This window comes from Nocardia sp. NPDC050793, assembly GCF_040654065.1.
Taxonomy (GTDB): Bacteria; Actinomycetota; Actinomycetes; order Mycobacteriales; family Mycobacteriaceae; genus Nocardia.
Genome location: NZ_JBFAHG010000001.1, coordinates 1076287 through 1099683, shown reverse-complemented (window position 1 = coordinate 1099683; position 23397 = coordinate 1076287). Strand labels below are relative to the sequence as shown.

The window sequence follows — 23397 nt, the reverse complement described above, 5'->3', positions numbered from 1 at the left end:
GCCTTAAAGGCGGGTGCTCGTGAAGAGCACCCGCCTTTGCGGTTTCCGCGTGTTTCGTGAGGGCGGAGCCCCAACGACCCCATACGCAAGCTTCAAAGGCGCTCCCGCACAAGAGGTTGCCGCGGAACTCCACGGTCTGCCCTTCAGCACCTACCGCCGCCACCTGGCCACCGCCGTTCAGCGCATCAGCGACCTGCTCTGGCATCGCGAACTGAACGGTCACTGACCGCGCGCTCACCTCTCCGATCGCTTGCGCAGCTCGACGTTGGCTGACATTCGATGGAACCGAACGGGCCGACGGCGCGTCTAATCCAGAGAACGAAACCGAAAGATCGCCTTGTGATTTGCGTGGTGAGTGTTTCGTTGACAGAGTTCGATCGGACAGTTGCCGGGGTGTGGGAGGTGCCGATGGTCGGCTTCGATCCGAGCCGTGCCGCAGAGGGATCGATGCAGTTCGCGGCGGATTTGGCGCGGAAGGCTCGGCGGTTCGACGAGTTGCGGGGGCGGATCGCGACGGCGTCGGCGTCCGCGTCATGGCGGGGAATGAGGGCATAGATGTGGAACAGTGACGACGTCGTCGTCGATCCGGAGAAGGTACGCGCGCACGCCAGTGCGGTCGAATCGACGCTCGGGGATGTCAGCAAAGCCAAGCAGGCTGCCGACTATCTGGCCAAGTTGGATGACGGCTATGGGGTTTCGTCGGGTGGTATGCGGATCTGATGGTGGGCTCGCTGCACGATCGGATCACCGACAGCTTGCAGAAGATCGCCGAAACGACCGAGACGCTGCCGAAGACGCTGCGGTACTGCGCGGACACCTTCGAAAACCTCGATGCCGGTCGTAAAGCCGAGATCGAGCGTCAACAAGACCAGATCAAGTAGGGGAGGGAACCCATGCCGTTCAACGACGCCGCGCCGCCCGAAGGCAATCAACTGATCGAGGGGAAGGTCGACGACGACGAGGCTTATGGTTTCGACCAGAAGGCTCTGCTCCCCAGGATCAACAGTGACGGTGCCGAAGCAGGGCTGCTCAAGGCCACCCCGCTGGGAGATGCCTGGGAAGCCGGTGGGCTCGTCAAGGAAGCGTTGAACGGGGAAGACCCGGTCAAGAACCTGTACGGTGCGGCCCTCAAAGCTTCTTCGGTAGCCGTCGCCGCGGCGGACGTGCTGGAGTACCGGAGCCGCATGGCCAAAGGGGTTCCCCTGGCGAAGTTCGATCCCTTCAATATCGTGGGCGCCCTGCTGATGGGCTGGATGCTGGATAACGTCGAACCGCTGCGCAAGTGGCTCGACTGGCTCACCGGCAACCCGGACATGGTCAAGGCGTATTCCAAGTCCTGGGAAAACATCGCCGGTGTGCTGACCGAAGCCGCCGCCACGTGGAACACCGAACTCGACAAGGATGTCAGCGAATGGGCTGGCGCCGCCGGCGCGGCCTACAAAACCAAGGCCGACGCGTTCATGGCAGACATCGAAGCTCAGGCCGCGCTCGCCACCTCGCTGAGCAAAGTGAATGCCGCGCTCGGTGACCTGGTCGAGGGTGTTCGCGGCGTCGTGACCGAACTCTTGAACTGGCTGGCCGGCGTACTGGTCGAGGCTGCCGCGATCATCATCTGCACCGGGGGGACAGCGTCTCTCGCGGCGGTCGCCCGCGCCAGCGCGAGCATTGCGGGCGCGGGCACGAAGTTGTCGAGAATACTGCTCGAGCTTGTGAAAGAAGTATCGAACATCATCGGAATGGTGCCGAAACTCATTCAAATCGTGCAGGGCGCAACCGAGGCTCAAATCAGATCGGCGACCGCGTAGGCCCGCAAGATCGCAGTAGGAGGGGTCGTGGGTAGATACCGGAGTACGTCCGGCTTGCCGCTACCGGCGGATTGGGAACGAAAGGCGTTCGGCGCGTACCGCTACACGGTGCTGCCGTTCGCGTGTGCGTCGGTCTTGTGGCCGTTCGTTCTGGGCATGACCTGGACAGTTGTGACAGATCAGGAATCGGTGGGGGCCGGACTCCTCGGGCTCGTGCTAGTAGGTCCCTTGGCGGCCGCGTTCACCGGCTGGGCATGGTCGGAACTCCCCCGAACCGCTCCGGTGGCCGCTTACATTCGTGCCACAAAGGCGGGCCCCGCGCTCGCGCTGCCGGTGCCGCGCCCTTCCTCGACCGGAAGTTTGGTCAGCATCGCTGTCGGAGTGGTCCTGCTCGGGGTCGGGCTGTGGCAACTCATCGCGTCGTTGGACGACGACTGGTCGAGCGGAGCCGCGCTCTTCTTCCTGATTTCCCTCCCCGCTTTGTTCGCCATCCTCCTCGGCCTCGGCACATACAAACCTCGCAAGGCCATCGACAACGTCGGCATCCTGCTCACGCCACATGACATCACGATCGATTACGGCAATGGCCCGACCACAGTTGCCTGGCAGGATGTCTCGGCGGTCGGCGCCCGCAGCCGCCGAGAAGCGTTCAAAGCCGGCAGCGGTACCAACGTGATCACCCTTGTCACCGGCGCTGCCGACACCGGCTACCGAACCATCGATATCGGCCACAAGGACCTCGAGACCGACCCCACCCGGGTCTACCACCTGTTCGTGTTCTACGTGCGCAATCCGGGGCTGCGGTCAGAACTCGGGACCGAACACGGGTTGGATCGCTTCCGGCGCGGCGGATACGTACCGGAACAGCCGTCTGCCCTCGTCGATGGAGATCCGCGCCCTTGACAGCATGTGTCGAAGTCCTTGGTGCGCACCATATTTCGAGATACTAGAGCTATTGCGACCGATCGGTCAACTATGCAACACGGCGAGCCAACTCGCAATACGGTCGGTGCGGCCGGCGTGATCGGCCGCTGCCCCCGCCTTCGTCAAGATCATAGACGGACATTCGAATCAGTCTCCGGGGCAAGAGATTCCGAACCGGCACCGGGTCCGCGAGTTGCCTGATCGACTCGGTGAGTTCGTTGATATCGGCAACCGGCGGTCGCCGGTCGAGCCGAGCGGCGAGCTCTTCGTGGTGGGCCGACGGAAGGATCTCATCGCGGTGAACGGACACAACCGTCATCATCCGAACGACTCGCGGCGGGATCGATCACCGAGAACAACGAGATGTCGAGCACGGCGACCGCGCGACGACGCCGACGATCCATCGGATCTCCACTGGTGGAGCGCCGGAGCCGACCGGTGATCACCGGCGCGATCGAGCCCGCGGCTGGTCCTGAGTCAGGGTAACCGTCGTGATACTTCCGGACTGTTGACAAGGTCAAGATCGTACAAATACTGTTCAGTAACCATGAATTGTGTGCTGTCGTACGAAAATCCGAGAGGGATCATTGTGCCAATCCACACCGCCATAGCGTAGGTGCGACGTACGCACCTTGTTCGGGCACTACACCCTCTTACGCGCGCCTCGATGGCGCGAAGGCTGCGCCCCTGGCATGCCCCCGTAGCGCTTCAGTTTTCTGAAGCGTCACTCGCTGATCGATTGCTCTACTGAGCCCGATGGCACAGCTGGGTCCAGTCTGCGTTCATCTCCTCGGAGTCCGGGCCGCCTGCGAAGGCGTTCCGCATGCCTCGGGGCGATTCATCGAGCCTCGATCACGTCGACATCCATTATGCCGAAGTAGGAATCGTCTGAGTGGACCCTAGCTTAACAGAATCTTTGTTTTAAACCTAAGTTTTGACCTACTAATTGATGGTTACCTGATCTGCTCCGCGATCCGGATGGTGTCGCGGGAGCGGCGGTCGATCACCGACCGCCATCGCTGAGGAGCCGCGGCGGGAACGCCGAATCGAGAACGCATTGCCGGCGGGGCGACCGGCAAACGTCTCCGAAAACGGTGACCGGCAACAAACACACACGTCAGATGCTTACGGGGGGTCACAGCATGCCTTGAGGAAGGATGTTCAGAGGTGACCGGATCGGCCTTTGCCGTCGCTATCGTTGGTATGTCCTGCAGAATGCCGGGCGCGGCCGATCTCGAGAGTTTCTGGCAGCTGCTCAGGGAGGGGCGCGCCGCGATCGGCGCAGCTCCTCCTGGACGGGGCGGCATCACCGAGCGGGCGGGATTCGTCGACACCGCAGGTCACTTCGACGCGGACTTCTTCGGGGTCTCGCCCAACGAGGCGCGAGCAGTCGATCCGCAGCAGCTGCTGGCGCTGGAGTTGAGCTGGGAGGCGCTGGAGGACGCGGGCTTGGCCGCCACGGCGCGCGATGCCCGGCGGTGTGGTGTGTTCCTCGGTTGCACCGGAAGCGATTTCGCCGAAATCGTTGCCTCTCAGGGCGGCCCGGGCGTCAGCCGCCACTCGCTGTGGGGTGTCGGTCGCGGCATCATCGCCAACCGCGTCTCGAACTACTTCGGCTTCAGCGGCCCGAGCCTCGTCATCGACAGCGCTCAGGCATCCTCGCTGGTCGCGGTGCATCTGGCCTGTGAGAGCCTGCGCAGCGGCGAGAGCGACGTGGCCCTGGCCGGCGGTCTGAACCTGATTCTGTCGCCGACGAGCGGTGAGCGTATCGAGCAGTTCGGCGCGCAGTCTGCGCTCGGCGCCTGCTACACCTTCGACGCGCGGGCCGACGGGTTCGTGCGCGGCGAGGGTGGCGGCGTGGTGGTGCTGAAACCACTGGCGCAGGCGGTCGCCGACGGTGACCGGATCCATGCCGTGATCCGCGGCAGTGCGGTCAACACCGGCAACGAACGCCGCGTGCTGAGCGCCCCGAGCCGGGATGCGCAGGCGACGGCGATCCGCTCCGCTCTGACCGCGGCAGGCGTCGAGGCGCCGTCGGTGCAGTACGTCGAATTGCACGGCACCGGAACCCCCGCCGGTGATCCGGTGGAGGCCGCCGCGCTCGGCGAAACCTACGGCGTGAACCGCGGGCAGGATGCGCCGCTGGCCGTCGGATCGGTCAAGACGAATATCGGGCATCTGGAAGGTGCTTCCGGTATCGCGGGCCTCATCAAGACCGTGCTCTGTCTGAGCCGCCGAGAACTGGTGGCCAGCCTGAACTTCGAGACGCCGAATCCACGAATTCCGCTCGCGGACTTGGGCTTACGAGTGGTGACTGACATCGAGGACTGGCCTGCGGCCGATGTGCGCATGGCAGGTGTGTCCTCGTTCGGCATGGGTGGCTCGAATGCCCACGTGATCGTGGAGGAGGCGCCCGCCTTCGGGTCCGCCGCGTCAACGGTGGACAGCCCGGTCGGTGCGGTGCCGTGGGTGGTATCGGCCCGCAGCGAGGGCGGCGTTGGTGCGCAAGCGGCTCGGCTGCGGGAGTGGCTGTTGCGCCACCCGGAAGTGGACGCGGCCGATGTGGCGCATTCGCTGCTGGCCACTCGAGCCCAAATGGAGTGGCGCGGCAATGTCGTCGGGCGGGATCGCGCCGAGCTGCTGGCCGGCCTGGCGGCCCTGGCCGACCCGACCGCGCCCGCTGTGGCGATCGAGCCGACAACCGAGCGGGCCGAGCAGCGGCGGGTCGCGTTCGTCTTCCCGGGACAGGGCAGCCAGTGGGAGGGTATGGCGCTGGGGCTGTTGGATTCGGGTGGGGTGTTCGCGGAGTCGATCGCGGAATGTGAAGCGGCGCTCGCGCCGTACGTGGGCTGGTCGCTGACGGCGGTGCTGCGGCGCGAAGGTGACGCGCCCCCGCTGGATCGCGTGGATGTGGTGCAGCCGGTGCTGTTCGCGGTGATGGTCTCGCTGGCCCGGATGTGGCGAGCGGCCGGCGTGGAGCCGGACGTGGTGATCGGCCATTCCCAGGGCGAGATCGCCGCCGCCTACGTTGCCGGTGGGCTGTCGCTGTCCGATGCGGCGCGTGTGGTGGCTCTCCGGTCGCGGGCGGTCGCCGATGAGCTGGCCGGACAGGGTGGGATGGCCTCGATCGGACTCGGCGCCGATGCGGTCCGGGAACGTTTGTCGGCGTACGGGGATCGGCTGTCGCTGGCGGCGGTGAACGGGCCGGCGCAAAGCGTGATAGCCGGTGATGTTCCGGCGATGGCGGAGTTTCTCGCCGCCTGCGCCGACGACGGTGTGTGGGCCCGCCGGATTCCGGTGGATTACGCGTCGCATTCGAAGGCGGTCGAGCGGCTGCGCGATCGGTTGCTCGCGGAACTGGAGCCGATCCGCCCGCAATCCGGGTCGGTACCGTTCTTTTCCACGGTATTCGCCGATCGGTTGGATACGGCGGAACTGGACGCCGAATACTGGTATCGGTCGCTGCGGGAACCGGTTCGATTCGCCGATGCTGTGACGGCGCTGATCACGGACGGCATCAACGCATTCGTCGAGGCGAGTCCGCATCCGGTGCTCACGATGGGCATCGGCGTAACCGCCGAGGCAGCCGGTCCGGCCGATGGCGTATGCGTCGTCGGGTCGTTGCGGCGCGGCGAGGGCGGTTCGGAACGGTTCATGGCGTCGCTGGCACAGGCCTATTGCGCTGGCGTGCAGGTGGATCCGCGGGTACTGGTCTCCGGTGGCGCGCGGGTCGACCTGCCGCCGTACGCGTTCCAGCGCCGCAGCTTCTTGGCCGGTGTCCCGGTCACTTCCGCTGCCTTCACCGGTGTGACCGACGTCGATGCGGCAACTGAGGAGCACATTTCCGAGGGGCAACTTTCCGAGGGCGGTGCGCAAAGCGAGGCGCGGGACGACCGCCCGCTGGCGCGCATGCTGCTGGCGGCACCCGAATATCAGCGCGACACAGTAGTTCTCGACATCGTTCGTGAGCACGCCGCCGCGGTACTGGGACACGAGTCGGCCCGGTCGATCAACCCCGACCTGCCGTTCACCGAGTTCGGCTTCGACTCCGTCAGTGGGGTCGAGTTGCAGAACCGGCTGATACGGGCCACCGGTGTGCCGCTGCCGAAGACGCTCATCTTCGACCATCCGACCGCGGGTGCGATCGCGGCTCTGCTACGGGCGCAGGTCACGGGCACCGGCCGCGGGCAGCGGCGGGTATCGCGGGGCGCTGAGCTCACCCGCCTCGCCGGCTCCGCAAGCTCCGGCGGCCGACCATCCTCGATGTCGGACGAACCGATCGCGATCGTCGGCATGAGTGCCCGATTCCCGGGCGGTGTCCGGTCCGCCGAGGACCTCTGGGATCTGGTGGCCGCGGGCCGGGACGCGATCGGCGAATTCCCCGCCGATCGCGGCTGGGACCTGGACCAGCTGTTCGACCCGGACCCCGACAAACCGGGAAAGGTATACACGCGTCACGGCGGATTCCTCAGCGGTGCGGGCGATTTCGATCCTGGCTTCTTCGGTATCAGCCCCCGTGAAGCGTCGGCGATGGATCCGCAGCAGCGGCTGCTGCTCGAAACAGCATGGGAAGCTCTGGAGGACGCGGGTATCGACCCGATGTCGTTGCGGGGCAGCGACACCGGTGTCTTCGCTGGCGCCTGCTCGTCGGGCTACTCGCGGCGGGTGACCGGCGACCTGGAGGGTTTCCGGCTGACCGGCACGTCGCACAGCGTCATCTCGGGTCGCGTCGCGTACGCGTTCGGCCTGGAAGGTCCGGCGGTGACGGTGGATACGGCGTGCTCGTCGTCGCTGGTGGCGTTGCATCTGGCATGCCAGGCGCTGCGCCAGGGCGACAGCTCGCTGGTGCTCGCAGGCGGTGTGACCGTCGCGGCCAGCCCGACCCTGTACGTGGACTTCTCCCGTCAGCGCGGCCTGTCACCGGATGGTCGTTGCAAGGCGTTCTCGGCTGCCGCTGACGGTGTGGCGTGGTCCGAGGGCTCGGGTGTTCTTGTACTGGAGCGACTTTCGGATGCGCAGCGGCTGGGCCACAACATCCTGGCCGTTGTTCGCGGTAGTGCGGTGAACCAAGACGGCGCGAGCAACGGCCTGACCGCACCGAATGGTCCGTCGCAGGAGCGGGTAATCGTGCAGGCCCTCGCCAATGCGGGGATCTCGGCGGCCGATGTGGACGCCGTCGAGGCGCACGGGACCGGCACGACTCTCGGTGATCCGATCGAAGCACAGGCGTTGATCGCCGCCTACGGACAGGATCGCGGCGATCGGGAACCGTTGCGGATCGGGTCCTTGAAGTCGAATATCGGCCATGCCGTGGCCGCCGCCGGTGTGGCCGGTGTGATCAAGATGGTGCAGGCGATGCGGCACGAGCGGCTGCCGCGGACGCTGCACGCCGAAACGCCGACGCCGCACGTGGATTGGGCGGCGGGCGCGGTGCGTCTGCTGACCGACGCGGAACCGTGGACCGCGGGTGATCGAGTGCGCCGGGCCGGTGTGTCGTCGTTCGGGATCAGCGGCACCAACGCGCACGTGATCCTCGAAGAAGCACCTGCCGCACCGGTTCCTGCTGTCGAGGAAGACACCGGGATCACGGTGCCGGTCACCCCACTGCTGGTGTCGGGCAAGGGCGAGGCAGGTCTGCGTGCGCAGGCGGCCCGGCTGCGTGCATGGTTGTCGGAGCGGCCGGAGATCGACGTAGTGGATGCGGCCTATTCGCTGGCGACATCGCGCGCGCAGCTGGATTCGCGCGGTGTGGTCCTCGGCCGCGATCGGGGCGAGTTGCTGGAGCGATTGGCAAATCTTGCCGACTCGGGCACCGGCACCGGTGTCATCGCAGGCGCCATCGGCTCGGGGACGACGGCATTCCTGTTCACCGGTCAGGGCGCACAACGGATCGGCATGGGCGCCGGCCTGTACGAAGCGTTCCCGGTATTCGCGGACACGTTGGATTCGGTGTGCGCCCAGTTCGATCCGCTGCTGGAGTGCTCGCTGAAGCAACTCATGTTCAGCGGCGCCACCGGCGGTACCGGTGCCACGGTTCTGGATCGGACGGAGTTCACCCAGCCGGCGTTGTTCGCCTTCGAGGTGGCGCTGTATCGCCTGCTGGAATCCTTCGGCGTCACCCCTGACGTGTTGATCGGCCATTCGATCGGAGAAGTCGCGGCCGCATACGTCGCGGGCCTGTGGTCACTCGAGGATGCCTGCCGGTTGGTGGCAGCACGCGGCCGTCTCATGGGTGCGCTGCCCGAGGGTGGCGCGATGCTCGCCATCGGAGCGTCCGAAACCGACGTGAACGATGTCGTCGCTCGGTATCCCGGCCGAGTGTCGGTCGCCGCGGTGAACGCGCCCGAAGCTCTGGTGATTTCGGGCGACGAGGAAGCCGTCGCCGAGATCGAGGCCCTATTCGCCGAGCGCGCGAGGAAGACGTCGCGGCTGCGGGTCAGTCACGCCTTCCACTCGCATCGGATGGAGCCGATGCTGGACGAATTCGAGCTGGTCGCAAAGGAATTGGTGTACAACCGCCTCTGCCTCCCGTTGGTGTCGAACGTGTCCGGTCAGCTGGCTGGGGATGAAGTCATGGAACCCGCCTACTGGGTTCGGCAAGTGCGGGCCGCGGTGCGTTTCGCGCCGGGTATCGAGACATTGATCTCTTCGGGCGTGCGCCGATTCCTGGAAGTCGGGCCGGACGCGGTACTGGCGGCGATGACCCGGCAGACCCTTCCGGACGGCGTGGAGTCGGTGGTGGCCGCGGCCGCGCGCCGGGATCACGATGAGCCCCGGCAATTCCTGACGATGCTGGCGCACGCTCACACGTCCGGTGTGAACGTGGATTGGACGCCACTGTTCCGCCGCCGGGCGGTACGACGAGTTCCCCTGCCCACGTATGCCTTCCAGCACCAGCGATTCTGGTTGCCGCCGCGTCCCGAAGCCACCGGCGACGCCCTCGGCCACCCGTTGCTCACCGGCGTGGTGCCGGTGGCCGGTAAGGACGAGTTCGTTTTCACCGGCCGGTTCTCGCTGTCCACCGACCCGTGGGTCGCCGACCATATGACCTACGGCACCGTGGTGCTGCCGAGCGCGACCCTCGTCGAGTTCCTGCTCGTTGCGGGCAGCAGAATCGATTGCGGCGTCGTCGAGGAGCTGACCCTGGAGGCTCCGATACTTCCGACGGAGGACGACGAGGTCGAACTCCAGGTATCGGTGCAGGAGCCGGACGGGACCGGGCGACGGCCGTTCGACTTCTACTTCCGCAAGGCAGGCCGCCGAGCGGGTGAATGGGTGCGCAACGCCAGCGGCGTACTGGCGCCCTCCTGGGACGGCAATGACGCTCTGCTGGACCGGCTGCGTGACGAGGCATGGCCGCCGGTCGACGCCGAAATCCTCGACACCTCATGGATTCCCGAGCGGATCGCCAAGGGATCCGGACTCGAATACGGTCCGGCGTTCATCGGTGTCGACGCCGCATGGGAGCGGGACGCGACCGTCTTCTCCGAGATCACCCTGGATACGGCGGCCGCGTCCGAACCGGAGCGGTTCGATCTGCATCCCGCTCTGCTCGATCTGGTGATGCACGCCGGGTTGGCCGGGCTCGTCTGGCACGATCAGGACAGCGATCCGAACACCGGCCGGTTGCTGTTCCGCTGGGGCGGGGCGCGACTGCACCAGCCGCTGGTCAAGGCGACGACGCTGCGGGTCATCGCCGTCGCGAGCGGCCCGGAGACGATCTCCGTTGCGACCGTCGATGATTCGGGACGGCCCGTGGTCTCCGTCGACGCGGTCGTCATGCGGCCCTATGACGTGAAACAGATGCGCGGCACCCTTGCCGGGGATGACGCCGGCCTCTACGAGATCCAGTGGACGCCCGCGCAGGCCGCGACACCGAGTCTGTCCGCGGACCGGATGGCCGTACTCGGTTCGGCGCCGGTCGCCGGAATCGACACCTTCGCTCCGAGCCCATCGGAGCTCGCTGCGGCACAGACGATTCCGGATGTCGTGATCTGGCAGCCGCACAGCGCGGCGGCTGACGATCAGGCGGCCGTTCGCGGCCACCTGGAAACGGTCTTGGCGACGGTACAGGCCTGGCTGGCCGAAGATCGTCTGGCCGACACTCGGCTGGTCGTGGTGACCACGAACGGTGCCGCGCTGACCGGCGAGGCACCGGATCTCGCCGCGGCGGCCGTCTGGGGCCTGATGCGCAGTGCGCAAACCGAATATCCTGGCCGGTTCATTCTCCTTGACGCCGACCCGTCGGCCGCTGCGCCCATGGATGACCCGACGCTGGTCGGCGCGGTGATCGCGGCAGACGAACCACAGGCCGCGGTGCGCGCCGGAGCATTGCTCGTGCCCAGACTGGCGAAGGCGCGAGCGGAGAGCCACCCCTCATCGAGTCGCTACGCGACACCGGCCCACCCGTCGCCCGACCACCACCCCTCATCGAGTCGCTACGCGACGCCGTCATTTGGTGCCGGTACCGTGCTGATCACCGGCGGCACCGGTGGCCTCGGCGCACGTGTGGCCCGGCATCTGGTCACCGCACACGGAGTCCGCAGTGTGCTGCTGGTCTCCAGGCGTGGCGAAACCGCCGACGGCGCAAGGGAATTGATGTCCGAGCTGGCAGCGGCCGGCGCTTCTGTCAGGGTGGCGGCCTGCGATGTGGGCGATCGAGATGCCCTCCGTTCGGTGCTCGATTCGATCGAGGCCGATCATCCGCTGACCGGCGTAGTACATGCGGCGGGTGTCCTCGACGACGGCACCTTCGCAGGCCTCACCACTGAGCAACTGCGGCGAGTGTTCAGCTCGAAGGCCACCGCCGCATGGCACCTGCACGAGCTCACTCGCGACCGTGACCTGTCGGCCTTCGTACTGTTCTCGTCCGTCGCGGCAACGATCGGAACGGCGGGCCAGGGTAACTACGCGGCGGCCAACGCATTCCTCGACGCGCTCGCGATGCGCCGCCGAGCCGACGGTCTGCCCGCGATATCGCTGGCCTGGGGGCCCTGGAACTCCGTCGGCGGCATGACAAGCGGCTTGGACCGCAGCGCCGTCGCCCGCTGGGAAAGGCTCGGTCTGCATCCACTCGAGAACGACGAAGGTCTCGGGCTCTTCGATGCGGCCACCGGCCGCGCCGCCGCGCACTTGGCAGCGATTCGATTCGACCCGGCGGTCCTGCGGCGCGAAGCCCTGAACGATGCGGTGCCTGCGGTGCTCCGCGGTTTTCTGCGTCGCACCACAGCTGCGACAGCGGCCGCGTCGAGTTCGCTGGGCACCCGACTGAGCCGGGTACCGGAGGGCCAACGCGCCGAGGTGGTACTCGACCTGGTGCGGGAGCACGCGGCAGCCGTGCTCGGACACGGTTCCGCCGAAGACATCAGCCCCGACGAGCGATTCGACGCACTGGGATTCGACTCGCTCGGCGGCGTGGAATTCCGCAACCGGCTGTCGAAGGCCACCGGTGTCCAGCTGCCGTCCACCCTGGTCTTCGACCACCCCACCGCCGCGGCGGTCGCCGCCCTCTTGCACGCCAAGATCGAGGGAACGGAATCCGGTCCCAGGACCGCACGGGCGTCGCGCCGCGTCCGCGTGGACGAGCCCATCGCGATCGTCGGCATGAGCTGCCGGTTCCCCGGCGGCGTCCGAACCCCGGAGCAGCTGTGGGATCTGGTGCGGTCGGGGACCGATGCCACCACCGAATTCCCGAACGATCGCGGCTGGGATCTCGAGCAGCTGATCGACCAGGACCCGGACAAGCCCGGCACGGTCTACAGCCGCGGCGGCGGATTCCTGGACGACGCGGGTGATTTCGACGCCGGATTCTTCGGAATCAGCCCGCGCGAAGCCCTGGCGATGGATCCGCAGCAGCGGTTGCTGCTGGAAGCATCATGGGAGGCGCTGGAGGGGGCCGGAATCGACCCGAACACGTTGCGCGGCAGCGACACCGGTGTGTTCGCTGGCGCGTGCGCCTCGGGGTATGTCGATCGCGTGACCGGCGACCTGGAAGGATTCCGGCTGACCGGCACCACCCACAGCGTCGTCTCCGGCCGTGTGGCCTACGTGTTCGGCCTCGAGGGACCGGCGGTCACGATCGATACCGCATGTTCGTCCTCATTGGTGGCCATGCATCTGGCGTGTCAGGCCCTGCGTCAGGGCGAAACATCGCTGGCCGTGGCCGGTGGCGTCACCGTGGCCGCAACCCCTTATCTCTCCGTCGATTTCGCGCGGCAGCGCGGCCTGTCGCCGGATGGCCGATGCAAGGCGTTCTCCGCCGCGGCCGACGGTGTGGCCTTCGCCGAGGGCGTGGGCGTACTGATCCTGGAGCGGCTGTCGGACGCGCAGCGGCTGGGCCATGATGTCCTGGCCGTCATCCGGGGCAGTGCGGTGAATCAGGACGGTGCGAGCAATGGCCTGACGGCGCCGAACGGTCCGTCGCAGGAGCGGGTGATCGCGCAGGCCCTCGCGAATGCCGGGCTCACACCCGCCGACGTGGATGCGGTGGAAGCGCACGGGACCGGCACTCCGCTGGGGGATCCCATCGAAGCCAACGCGTTGATCGCCGCATACGGGCAGGAGCGTGGGGATCGGGAACCGCTGCGCATCGGATCGATCAAATCGAATATCGGTCACACCGTGGCCGCGGCCGGTGTCGGTGGCGTGATCAAGATGGTGCAGGCGCTGCGACACGAGACCCTGCCCGCGACCTTGCACGCGGAAGCGCCATCCCCGCACGTGGATTGGTCCGCGGGCGAGGTGCGCCTGCTGACCCGGCCGGAACCGTGGAACGCGGGGGGAACGGTTCGCCGGGCAGGCGTGTCCTCGTTCGGAGTCAGCGGCACCAACGCCCACCTGATCATCGAGGAAGCGCCCGCCCCGCAGCCTGTTGTTTCGCCACCGGCTACCGACCACCCGCATACGGCGGTGCCGTGGGTGGTGTCGGCCAAGAGTGAGAACGCCCTGCGGGCACAGGCGGCGAAACTGCAGCAGTGGCTGATCGATCACCCCGACGCCGATCCGGCGGATGTGGCCTATTCGCTCGCCACGACACGTGCGCGGCACGAGTGGCGAGCGGCGGTCCTCGGTTCCGATCGCGACGAACTGCTCGCGCGGCTGGCGAAGCTGCTCGCCGGATCCGCCTCGGCCGGAGTGGTTTCCGGCGCCGCGGGCTCGGGGAAGACCGCCTTCCTGTTCACTGGTCAGGGCGCGCAGCGGGTCGGTATGGGCGCGGGTCTGTCCGAGGCCTTCCCGGTATTCGCCGCAGCGCTGGACGAGGTGTGCGCCCGGTTCGATCCGCTGCTCGGATGTTCCCTGAAGCAAGCGATGTTCACCGGACACCTGATCGACGATCAGGGCGTCACCGCTAGCGACTGCTTGTCAGGTCGCTCGAAAGGGTCAGCGGAGACCGGAATTCTGGATCGGACCCGGCTCACCCAGCCCGCGCTGTTCGCGTTCGAAGTGGCGCTGTATCGGCTGCTGGAGTCGTTCGGGCTCGTCCCGGACATGGTGATCGGGCACTCGATCGGTGAACTGGCCGCGGCGTATGTGGCCGGTGTGTGGTCACTGGAAGACGCCTGCGAGCTGGTCGCGGCACGAGGGCGGCTGATGGATGCGCTGCCGTCGGGCGGCGCGATGCTCGCGGTCGCCGCGTCCGAGACCGAAATCGGCGCGGCCATCGCCGGATTCGGTGACGGGGTGTCGATGGCGGCAGTGAATGCGCCTGCGGCCGTGGTGATTTCGGGCGACGAGGATGTCGTCGACGAGATCGATCGGCAGTTCACCGAGCGGGGTCGCAAGACGAGCCGACTGCGGGTGTCGCATGCGTTCCATTCCCATCGGATGGAGCCGATGCTGGCAGAGTTCGAGACCATCGCGGCGGGGGTGACCTTCAACGCCCCGCGCATTCCGTTGGTGTCGAACATCTCCGGCCGAATCGCTGGCGACGAGATCCTGGATCCGGGGTATTGGGTGTCACAGGTGCGCGCCGCGGTGCGTTTCGCGCCCGGTGTCGAGTCGCTGGTGGCATCGGGTGTGCGCCGGTTCCTCGAAGTCGGGCCCGACGCGGTGCTGGCGGCGATGACGCGGCACACACTGCCCGCGGAGGTCGAGGCTCGATCGGTGGTCGCCGCGGCGGCCCGTCGAGATCACGACGAGGTCGAGCAGTTCCTGACCATGCTCGGCCACGCGCACACCGCCGGGCTGCCCGTCGACTGGAATCCGCTGTTCGCCACCCGCGAGGTGTCACGAATCGCGCTGCCCACCTACGCTTTCGAACATCGGCGGTACTGGCTCGAACCCAGCCTCGGGGAGACCAGGAACGCGACCTCGGAACACCCGCTGCTCACCGACGTGGTGCGAGTGGCCGACCGCGACGAGTGGCTGTTCACGGGGCGGCTCTCGCTGCGCACCCATCCGTGGATCGCCGACCACACCACCTACGGCGTTGTGCTCGTCCCGAGTGCCGCGCTCATGGAGATGCTGCTGGTCGCGGCTCCGCGGATCGGCTGCGGTGCCGTGGAGGAGCTCATCCTCGAGACGCCGATCCTCCCGCAGGCAGACGGCGAGGTCGAACTCCAGGTACTGGTGCGGGAACCGGATGCCACGGGACGTAGATCGTTCACGTTCCACTACCGCCTCACCGGCGACAGGGCCGACAGCGAGTGGACGCGCAACGCCAGTGGCGTGCTGAGCGGTCGACAGCTGATCGACATCGGACTGATGGACATGCTGCGAAACGCGCCGTGGCCGCCGATCGACGCCGAACCGGTGGATACCGACTGGATTCCGGCCCAGGTGGCGCGTGCCGCCGGACTGGAATACGGTGCCTCGTTCATCGGCGTAGACGCCGCGTGGCGCAGCGGTGACACGGTTTTCTCCGAGGTCACCCTGAACCAGGAATTCCCGGCCGAACGGTTCCAGCTGCATCCGGCGCTGTTCGACATGGTGATGCATGCGGGAATCGCCTGTTTGATCTGGCCCGACCACAAGGGCGATCCCGCCGAGGGCAAACTTCTGTTCCGTTGGGGCGCAACGCAGATCCACACCACGTCCACGGTCAGGACCTTGCGGGTGATGGCCATCCAGCGCAGTGGTGAGGCGATCAGCGTCGTGGCCGTCGACCAGGACGGAACTCCGGTGGTCACCATCGACGAAGCGGTCATGCGCTCCTACGACGTCCAGCAGTTCCGCGCCACGCTGCCGGGCGGACGCGTGGCGCGGTACGGGTTGCGCTGGGCGACGGTGGAGATACCCGACGGACTCACCTCGACGGGGAGCGCAGCCGTGCTCGGAGCCGCGCACGTGGACGGAATCGACCAGCGGTATCCGGATCTGACCACGCTCGCTTCGGCTTCGATCGTTCCTGACGTCGTGGTGTGGTCCGAGGCGGCGGCGCTGCACGGTGATTCGCAGCGATCCGCGCGCGATCGGGTCAATACCGCCTTGCACACCGTACGAGACTGGTTGGCCGACGAGCGATTCGCAGGGTCGCAGCTGGTTGTGCTGACCAGCCGCGCGGCAGCCCTGCCCGATGAGACGCCGGATACCGCATCGGCCGCGGTATGGGGGTTGATACGGAGCGCTCAGACCGAATATCCGGAGCGGATCGTGCTGCTCGACGCGGACGAATCCGGGGGTGCACAGCACATTTCGGCCGACTCGATCCGTGCCGTGCTCGAGACCGGGGAGCCGCAGGTGGCAGTGCGGGGCGACCACGTCCTGGTACCGCGACTGGAGGCACTGACGTCAGGAGATGTCACAGAGCAGGTGTCGTTCGGGTCCGGAACCGTTCTGATCACCGGCGGGACCGGGGGATTGGGCGCGCTGCTGGCCCGGCACCTGGTCACCACGCACGGTGTCCGGCGACTGTTGCTGGTCTCGCGCCGCGGCGAGCATGCCGACGGTGCAACCGAGCTCGCGGCGGAACTCACCCGATCCGGTGCCGAGGTGCGGATCGCCGCCTGCGATGTCACCGACCGCGACGCGCTTCGAGAGCTGCTGGCCGGCCTGCCCGCGGAGCACCCGCTCACCGGTGTCGTCCACACCGCGGGCGTGCTCGACGACGGCACGTTCCACACGCTCACCGGTGACCAGGTCGATCGGGTGTTCGCTCCCAAGGCCGACGCGGCGTGGCATCTGCACGAGCTCACCCGGGACCTGAATCTGTCGGCGTTCGTGATGTTCTCCTCGATCGCCGGAATGATCGGTTCGGCCGGGCAAGCGAATTACGCTGCCGCGAACAGCTTCCTGGATGCCCTGGCGATGCAACGCCGCGCCGCGGGACTACCGGCACTCGCACTCGCCTGGGGGCCGTGGCAGCAGGACATCGGCATGACCGGCGCGCTGGACCGCACGGCCATGAACCGGTTGGAGCGACTGGGCCTGGCCCCGCTGGACCGCACCGACGGCCTGCGATTGTTCGATGAATCGCTGACCACGGCCGAACCGGTGTCAGCGTTGTTGCAGCTCGACACCGACAAACTGCGCCTGGAAGCGCATACCGGTCCGATTCCGGCGGTGCTGCGCGGGTTCGTTCGCGCACGCGGCCGGTCGGCCCCGACGTCGAGTGGTGAACTGTCGCTCGGGGAGCGCCTGCACGGTGTGGCGGAGGCGAAGCGACGCGGGGTTGTCCTGGATCTGGTGCGGGAACACGTGGCGGCGGTGCTCGGTTACGGGTCGGCCGACGACATCGGACCCGATCGCGGCTTCAGCGAACTCGGCTTCGATTCCCTCGGCGGAGTCGAGTTCCGCAACCGGCTCTCCAGGGTGACGGGACTGGCGCTGCCCTCGACCTTGGTCTTCGACTACCCGACCGCGGGAGATGTCGCCGACTACCTGCTGGCGGAGACCGCGGTGGCAGCGCCTGCCCAACCGACATCGGCGGTGCCCGACGACATCGCGCGGCTCGAGGCCCTGCTCGAGCGGATCATCGCCGACGGTAGCGACAACGACGAGACCGTCGCCGGATTGCGGGGCGTCAACGAGCGCCTGCGCACCTTCCTGACCGGCAAGTCGTCGGACGATGCGTATGACGACCTCGAATTCCGTTCCGACAGTGAGCTGTTCGACTTGATCGACGAGGAGTTTGGCCCAGCATGAGCAACCCTGACGCCAGCAACGAGGAACGGCTCAGCCGGTATCTGAGGAAGCTCACCGGAGACCTCCGCGTCGCCAAGAAGCACATCCAGCACCTGGAAGAACGTGCCGGCGAACCGATCGCGATCATCGGCATGAGCTGTCGGTATCCAGGCGGTGTCGAAACTCCGGCGCAGTTGTGGGATTTGGTCGCTTCCGGCACCGACGCCGTCGGTCCGTTCCCGGCCGACCGGGGCTGGGACCTCGAGCGCCTGTTCGACACCGATCCGGATACGCCGGGGACCATCTACACCCGGGAAGGCGGATTCCTGGACGCGGCGGGCGATTTCGATGCGGGATTCTTCGGAATCGGCCCGCGCGCGGCCGAGGCAATGGATCCGCAGCAGCGCCTGTTCCTGGAAGCGGCATGGGAGGCATTGGAGGACGCCGGTATCGATCCGATGACGCTGCGCGGCAGCGACACCGGAGTGTTCGCCGGTGTGATCCACCAGGAGTACGGTCCCCGCGTGGGTTCGCCGGGACTGACCGCCGAGTCGGAAGGCCACGCCTACCTGGGTGTTTCGGCCAGTGTTCTTTCCGGGCGCGTCGCCTTCACTTTCGGGTTCAAAGGTCCGACACTGTCGGTGGACACGGCGTGCTCGTCGTCGCTGGTCGCCCTGCACCTCGCGTGTCAGGCGTTGCGTCAGGGCGAGACCTCGCTCGCCCTGGTGGGCGGGGTCACCGTGATGTCCGACCCCACGCTGCTGATCGCCTTCGCCCGGCAGGGTGCGCTGTCCCCGGATGCGCGGTGTAAGGCCTTCGCGGCAGCGGCGAACGGGACCGGATTCTCCGAGGGCCTCGGCATGCTCGCGGTCGAGCGGTTGTCGGATGCGCGCCGGCACGGCCACCAGGTTCTCGCGGTCATCCGCGGCAGCGCGATCAACCAGGACGGCGCCAGCAGCCATCTGACCGCACCGAACGGTCCTTCGCAGGAAAAGGTGATCGCGCAGGCCCTCGCCAGTGCCGGTCTGACGCCCGCCGACGTCGATGTGGTGGAAGCGCACGGCACCGGCACCACCCTCGGAGACCCGATCGAGGCGCAGGCGCTGATCGCCGCCTACGGACGCGATCGGGCCGGAGAGCCGCTGCGGATCGGCTCGCTCAAGTCGAACATCGGACACACCTCCGCCGCGGCCGGTGTCGGCGGCGTGATCAAGATGGTGCAGGCTTTCCGGCACGAAATGCTGCCCGCAACACTGCATGTCGATGCTCCGACACCGCATGTGGACTGGTCGGCGGGATCGGTGCGGCTGCTCACCGAGGCAGAACCGTGGCCGGCTGGAGAGCGGGTGCGTCGCGCAGGCGTGTCCTCGTTCGGCGCCAGCGGAACCAACGCTCACCTGATTCTGGAAGAGGCCCCCGTCCTGGAGGAGGCTCCCGCCGAACCGGCGGACGACACCGCCGACCGTGGTGCGAAGGCGGTGGCCGCCGGTGTCTCCCCATGGCTGCTGTCGGCGAAAACCGAGGACGCCCTGCGTGCGCAGGCGGCCGAACTGCGGCGATGGGTGACCGACAACCCTGACCTGACAGTCGAAGACATCGGCTATTCGCTGCTGACGACCCGCGCCCGGCTCGACTGGCGGGCCACGGTAGTCGCCGACGACCGCGAAGCGATGCTCGCCGGACTGGCGGCACTCGCGGAACACGGATCGGCGAGCACCGCGGGCAGCGTGACGGCAGGGCAGGCGGTGACGCGCAAAGCGGCCTTCCTGTGCACCGGACAGGGTGCGCAGCGGGTCGGGATGGGACGCGAACTGTACGAGGCGTTTCCGGTATTCGCTACCGCAATGGACGAGCTGTGCGAGCAGTTCGATCCACTACTGGGCGGTTCGCTGAAGCAGCTGATGTTCACCGGTCAGCTGGCCGATGAAAGCCCCGGCGACGCCGATGACGGCGTTCTGGATCGGACCGAGTTCACCCAACCCGCGTTGTTCGCCTACGAAGTCGCGCTGAGCCGACTCCTGAACTCGTTCGGTGTGACACCGGATGTCCTGGTGGGACATTCGATCGGTGAGCTGGCCGCCGCGTACATCGCCGGCATGTGGTCGCTGCCGGACGCGTGCCTGCTGGTCGCGGCGCGTGGCCGCCTCATGGGGCAGCTGCCCGAAGGCGGTGCGATGCTGGCCATCGCGGCGAGTGAGCACGAGGTATCCGAGGCTCTCGTCGGCCATGACGACCGAGCGTCCATCGCCGCGGTGAATTCACCTGCAGCCGTGGTAGTTTCCGGTGACGAGGACGCCGTTACGGCACTCGAGCAGTGGTTTGCCGAGCGCGGGCGGAAGACCTCCCGGTTGCGGGTGTCGCACGCGTTCCATTCCCACCGGATGGAACCGATGCTGGCCGAGTTCGCCGCTGTCGCACGGGATGTGACCTACCATCGCCCGCAGATTCCGCTGGTGTCGAATCTCTCCGGCCGGATCGCCGGCGATGAGGTGCTGGAACCCGCTTACTGGGTCCAGCAGGTGTGGGCGGCCGTTCAGTTCGCCCGAGGCGTTGACACTTTGATGGGCTCGGGCGTGCGCCGATTCCTGGAAATCGGTCCGGACGCGGTGCTGACGGCGATGACCCGGCAATGCCTGCCGGACGACATCGAATCGCAGTCGTCGGTGATTGCCGGAGCACGTCGAGGGCGTGCCGAGGTCGAGCAGTTCGTGAACTGCCTGGCACACGCACACACCGTCGGTGTCGACGTCGACTGGAGCGTGTTCTTCGCCGCTCGACCCGTCTCGCGAGTGCCGTTGCCCACCTACGCTTTCCAGCGCCATCGCTACTGGCTCGAACCCTCGCTCGGCACCGCCGGTGTCGAATCCGTGGGTTTGCGAGCGGTGGAACACCCCATGGTGGACGCGACATTGCCGATGGCAGATGGTGGTGTCGTCCTGACCGGGCGTCTGTCACCGCTGTCGCAGCCGTGGTTGGCCGACCATGTCATCGGTCGGGTCTTGTTGTTGCCGGGAACCGGGTTCGTGGAGCTGGCGTTGCGTGCCGGTGCCGAAGCCGGATGCCCGATGATCGAGGAATTGACGCTGCAGGCGCCGCTGGTGGTGCCCGCGGCAGGCGGTCGGCAGATCCAGGTCGTCGTCGGTGGGCCCGCCGAGGAGTCCCCGCAGCGGCCGATATCGATCTACTCCCGCGCTGAACACGACCACGACGGACAGTGGGAACTGCACGCGCGCGGCCTGTTGACCAGCCGAGAAGAGAAGGCCGAACCCGAACTCGGGACCTGGCCGCCTGCCGGAGCGACCGGTGTCGATGTGGCGTACACGAAGTTCCTGACGCATGGCTACGAACTGGGGCCGGCCTTCCAGGGTGTGCGGGCGTTGTGGCGACGCGGTGAAGAAGTGTTCGCCGAGATCGCTGTCGATGCGGAGACCGGGGTGCGAGCCGAGGGATTCGGGATCCACCCGGCATTGCTGGACGCGACCTTGCAGACGGGACTGCTGGCCGGCGTGCTCGAGATCGGTGCCGGGCAGGTGATGTTGCCGTTCTCGTGGGAGTCGGTGTCGCTGTACGCGACCGGAGCGTCGGTGTTGCGTGTGCGGCTGACCGGGACCGGATCGTCGGTGTCGGTGTGGGTGGCCGATGAGCACGGGCAACCGGTGTTGTCGGGGTCGGTGACGATGCGGCCGACGCCGCTGGAGCAGCTTGCCGCGGTCGCCGCGGGTGCGGGCGGTCGGGCCGATCAGGTACTGGAAGTGGTGTGGTCGCCGACCGCGTCCGAGTCCGCGGCGATGGATGCGGGTGTGGGTTGGTGGGACCGTTTGGATCCGGAGTCGCCGGTGCCTCCGGTGGTGGTGGTCGAGGCCGGGTCCGGGGGGAACGAACACATCGACGGCGTCGTGGCTACTACCCATTCCGAGGTTGCCCGGATTCTCGAGGTGGTGCAGGCGTGGCTGGGTCAGGATCGGTTCGCTTCGAGCACGCTGCTGATCGCCACGCGCGGCGCGGTCGCGCCGGCCGGTGAAGACCTGACCGATCTCGCTGGCGCCGCCGTGTGGGGCTTGGTGCGTACGGCGCAGACGGAGGATCCGGATCGGATCGTATTGGTCGATGCGGACACCGGTGTCGATGCGCAGCTCGCGGCGACCGTCATGGCCGTGGGTGAACCTCAGGTGGTCGTGCGCGACGGCGTCGTCCACACCGCTCGGCTCACCCGAGCCGCGTCCGGAGTGTCTTCCGTGGCGAGCGATGATGCTTTCGCCTTCGGGGCGGGGACGGTGTTGATCACCGGCGGCACAGGCGGTTTGGGCACGGTGGTGGCCCGGCATGTGGTGGCCAGCCACGGGGTGCGGTCGTTGCTGCTGGTGAGCCGCAGCGGCCCGCAGGCCGATGGCGCGGCGGCGTTGTGTGCCGAGTTGGAGCAGTTGGGTGCGCGGGTGAAAGTGGTGGCCTGTGATGTCACCGATGCCGGCGCGGTGGCCGGGCTACTGGCGGAAGTGCCTGCGCAGTGGCCGTTGTCGGGTGTGATCCATGCCGCCGGTGTGCTCGATGACGGGGTCATCGCATCGTTGACCGCGGAGCGGATGGACGCGGTACTGGCACCGAAGGCCGACGCCGCCTGGTACCTGCACGAGGCGACGGCGGATCTGAATCTGGCCGCGTTCGTGGTGTTCTCGTCGTTGTCGGGCACGATCGGCGGACCCGGTCAGGCCAACTACGCGGCGGCGAACACCTTCGTCGACGGCCTGGTGGCCCATCGGCGAGCACGAGGGCTGGCCGGTCGGTCACTGGCCTGGGGTCCGTGGGCACGCTCCAGCGGCATGACCGGACACCTGACCGATGCCGATGCGGCCCGGACGACGCGCGCCGGATTCACCGCGTTGTCGGACGAGCAGGCCTTGGCCGCATGGGATTCGGTGCTCGAAACGGGTCCGGGCCACGCGGTGATCACCGGCGTGGACACCACCGCGATCCGTGCCCAGGCCGATGCCGGACTGCTGCCACCCCTGCTGCGGGAACTGGTACCGGCGGCGGCCACCCGTCCGCGGGCGACTTCGAAGGTGATATCCGGTCTGCGGCAACGGCTCGCCGGCCTGGATGCCGATCGGCAGCGGCAGGTCGTGCTCGATACCGTCCGCGCGCACGTGACGGCCGTGCTCGGCCGGGACGCCGTGTCCGCGCCCGATGCCGACCGCAGCACCTTCCAGGACCTGGGATTCGATTCCTTGGGTGCGGTCGAGCTGCGCAACCGGGTCAAAGCGGATACCGGCCTGGCGCTGGCGGCCACCGTGGTTTTCGACTACCCCACACCCATCGCGCTGGCCGAGTATCTCCGCGAACAACTCTCGGATGGGCCCGGGGAAAAGCCGGTTCGTTCGATCGACGCGGTATTCGAGGATTTGGAATCCGCCCTCGCGACCGGAAATTGGGGCGAGCAGGAAAAGGCCCGGGTCGTGGCTCGGTTGCAGTCCATTGCGACCAGTTGGGCAGCTCGAATCGACACCGCCGGTGTCCATCGCGACGACGATGTGGAAAACGCGGACGAAGCAGCGCTTTTCGCGATTCTCGACAGCGAACTGGAAGCCTGAGCACTGAATTCCTCGAGCTTGGC

Annotated in this window: 7 protein-coding genes; all 7 read left to right on the top strand. The window is 67.3% G+C overall.

Annotation, left to right across the window (positions count from 1 at the left end; genetic code table 11):
• Nucleotides 1-19: 19 nt before the first annotated feature.
• The 7 genes from AB0H50_RS04855 (at nt 20) to AB0H50_RS04825 (ending at nt 23374) form a co-directional block, all read left to right on the top strand.
• Entirely contained in the window at nt 20-226 is a 207-nt protein-coding gene (locus AB0H50_RS04855) for a hypothetical protein (protein ID WP_357446772.1), read from the top strand.
• A 329-nt stretch (nt 227-555) separates the two neighbouring features.
• Nucleotides 556-720 carry a hypothetical protein gene (locus AB0H50_RS04850; RefSeq protein ID WP_357446769.1) on the top strand — a complete coding sequence of 55 codons (165 nt, stop codon included), beginning with the start codon at nt 556-558 and terminating at the stop codon, nt 718-720.
• Nucleotides 720-881, top strand: coding sequence for a hypothetical protein (locus AB0H50_RS04845; RefSeq protein ID WP_357446766.1), 162 nt, complete (start codon nt 720-722; stop codon nt 879-881). Before AB0H50_RS04850 ends, AB0H50_RS04845 begins: the two co-directional genes overlap by 1 nt.
• Before the next feature lie 12 nt (nt 882-893).
• A complete protein-coding gene (locus tag AB0H50_RS04840) occupies nt 894-1805 on the top strand; it encodes a hypothetical protein (protein WP_357446762.1) in 912 nt (303 codons plus the stop codon).
• Between the two features lie 108 nt (nt 1806-1913).
• The gene (locus tag AB0H50_RS04835; RefSeq protein ID WP_357446760.1) at nt 1914-2708 is read left to right on the top strand and encodes a hypothetical protein; all 795 of its coding nucleotides are present in this window, start codon (nt 1914-1916) and stop codon (nt 2706-2708) included.
• A gap of 1188 nt (nt 2709-3896) precedes the next feature.
• Nucleotides 3897-17810 carry a type I polyketide synthase gene (locus AB0H50_RS04830; protein WP_357446757.1) on the top strand — a complete coding sequence of 4638 codons (13914 nt, stop codon included), beginning with the start codon at nt 3897-3899 and terminating at the stop codon, nt 17808-17810.
• Nucleotides 17807-23374 (top strand): SDR family NAD(P)-dependent oxidoreductase, encoded by a 5568-nt coding sequence (locus tag AB0H50_RS04825; protein ID WP_357446754.1) that lies wholly within the window; start codon nt 17807-17809, stop codon nt 23372-23374. The genes AB0H50_RS04830 and AB0H50_RS04825 overlap by 4 nt, the downstream gene beginning before the upstream one ends.
• The last annotated feature ends 23 nt before the right edge of the window (nt 23375-23397 follow it).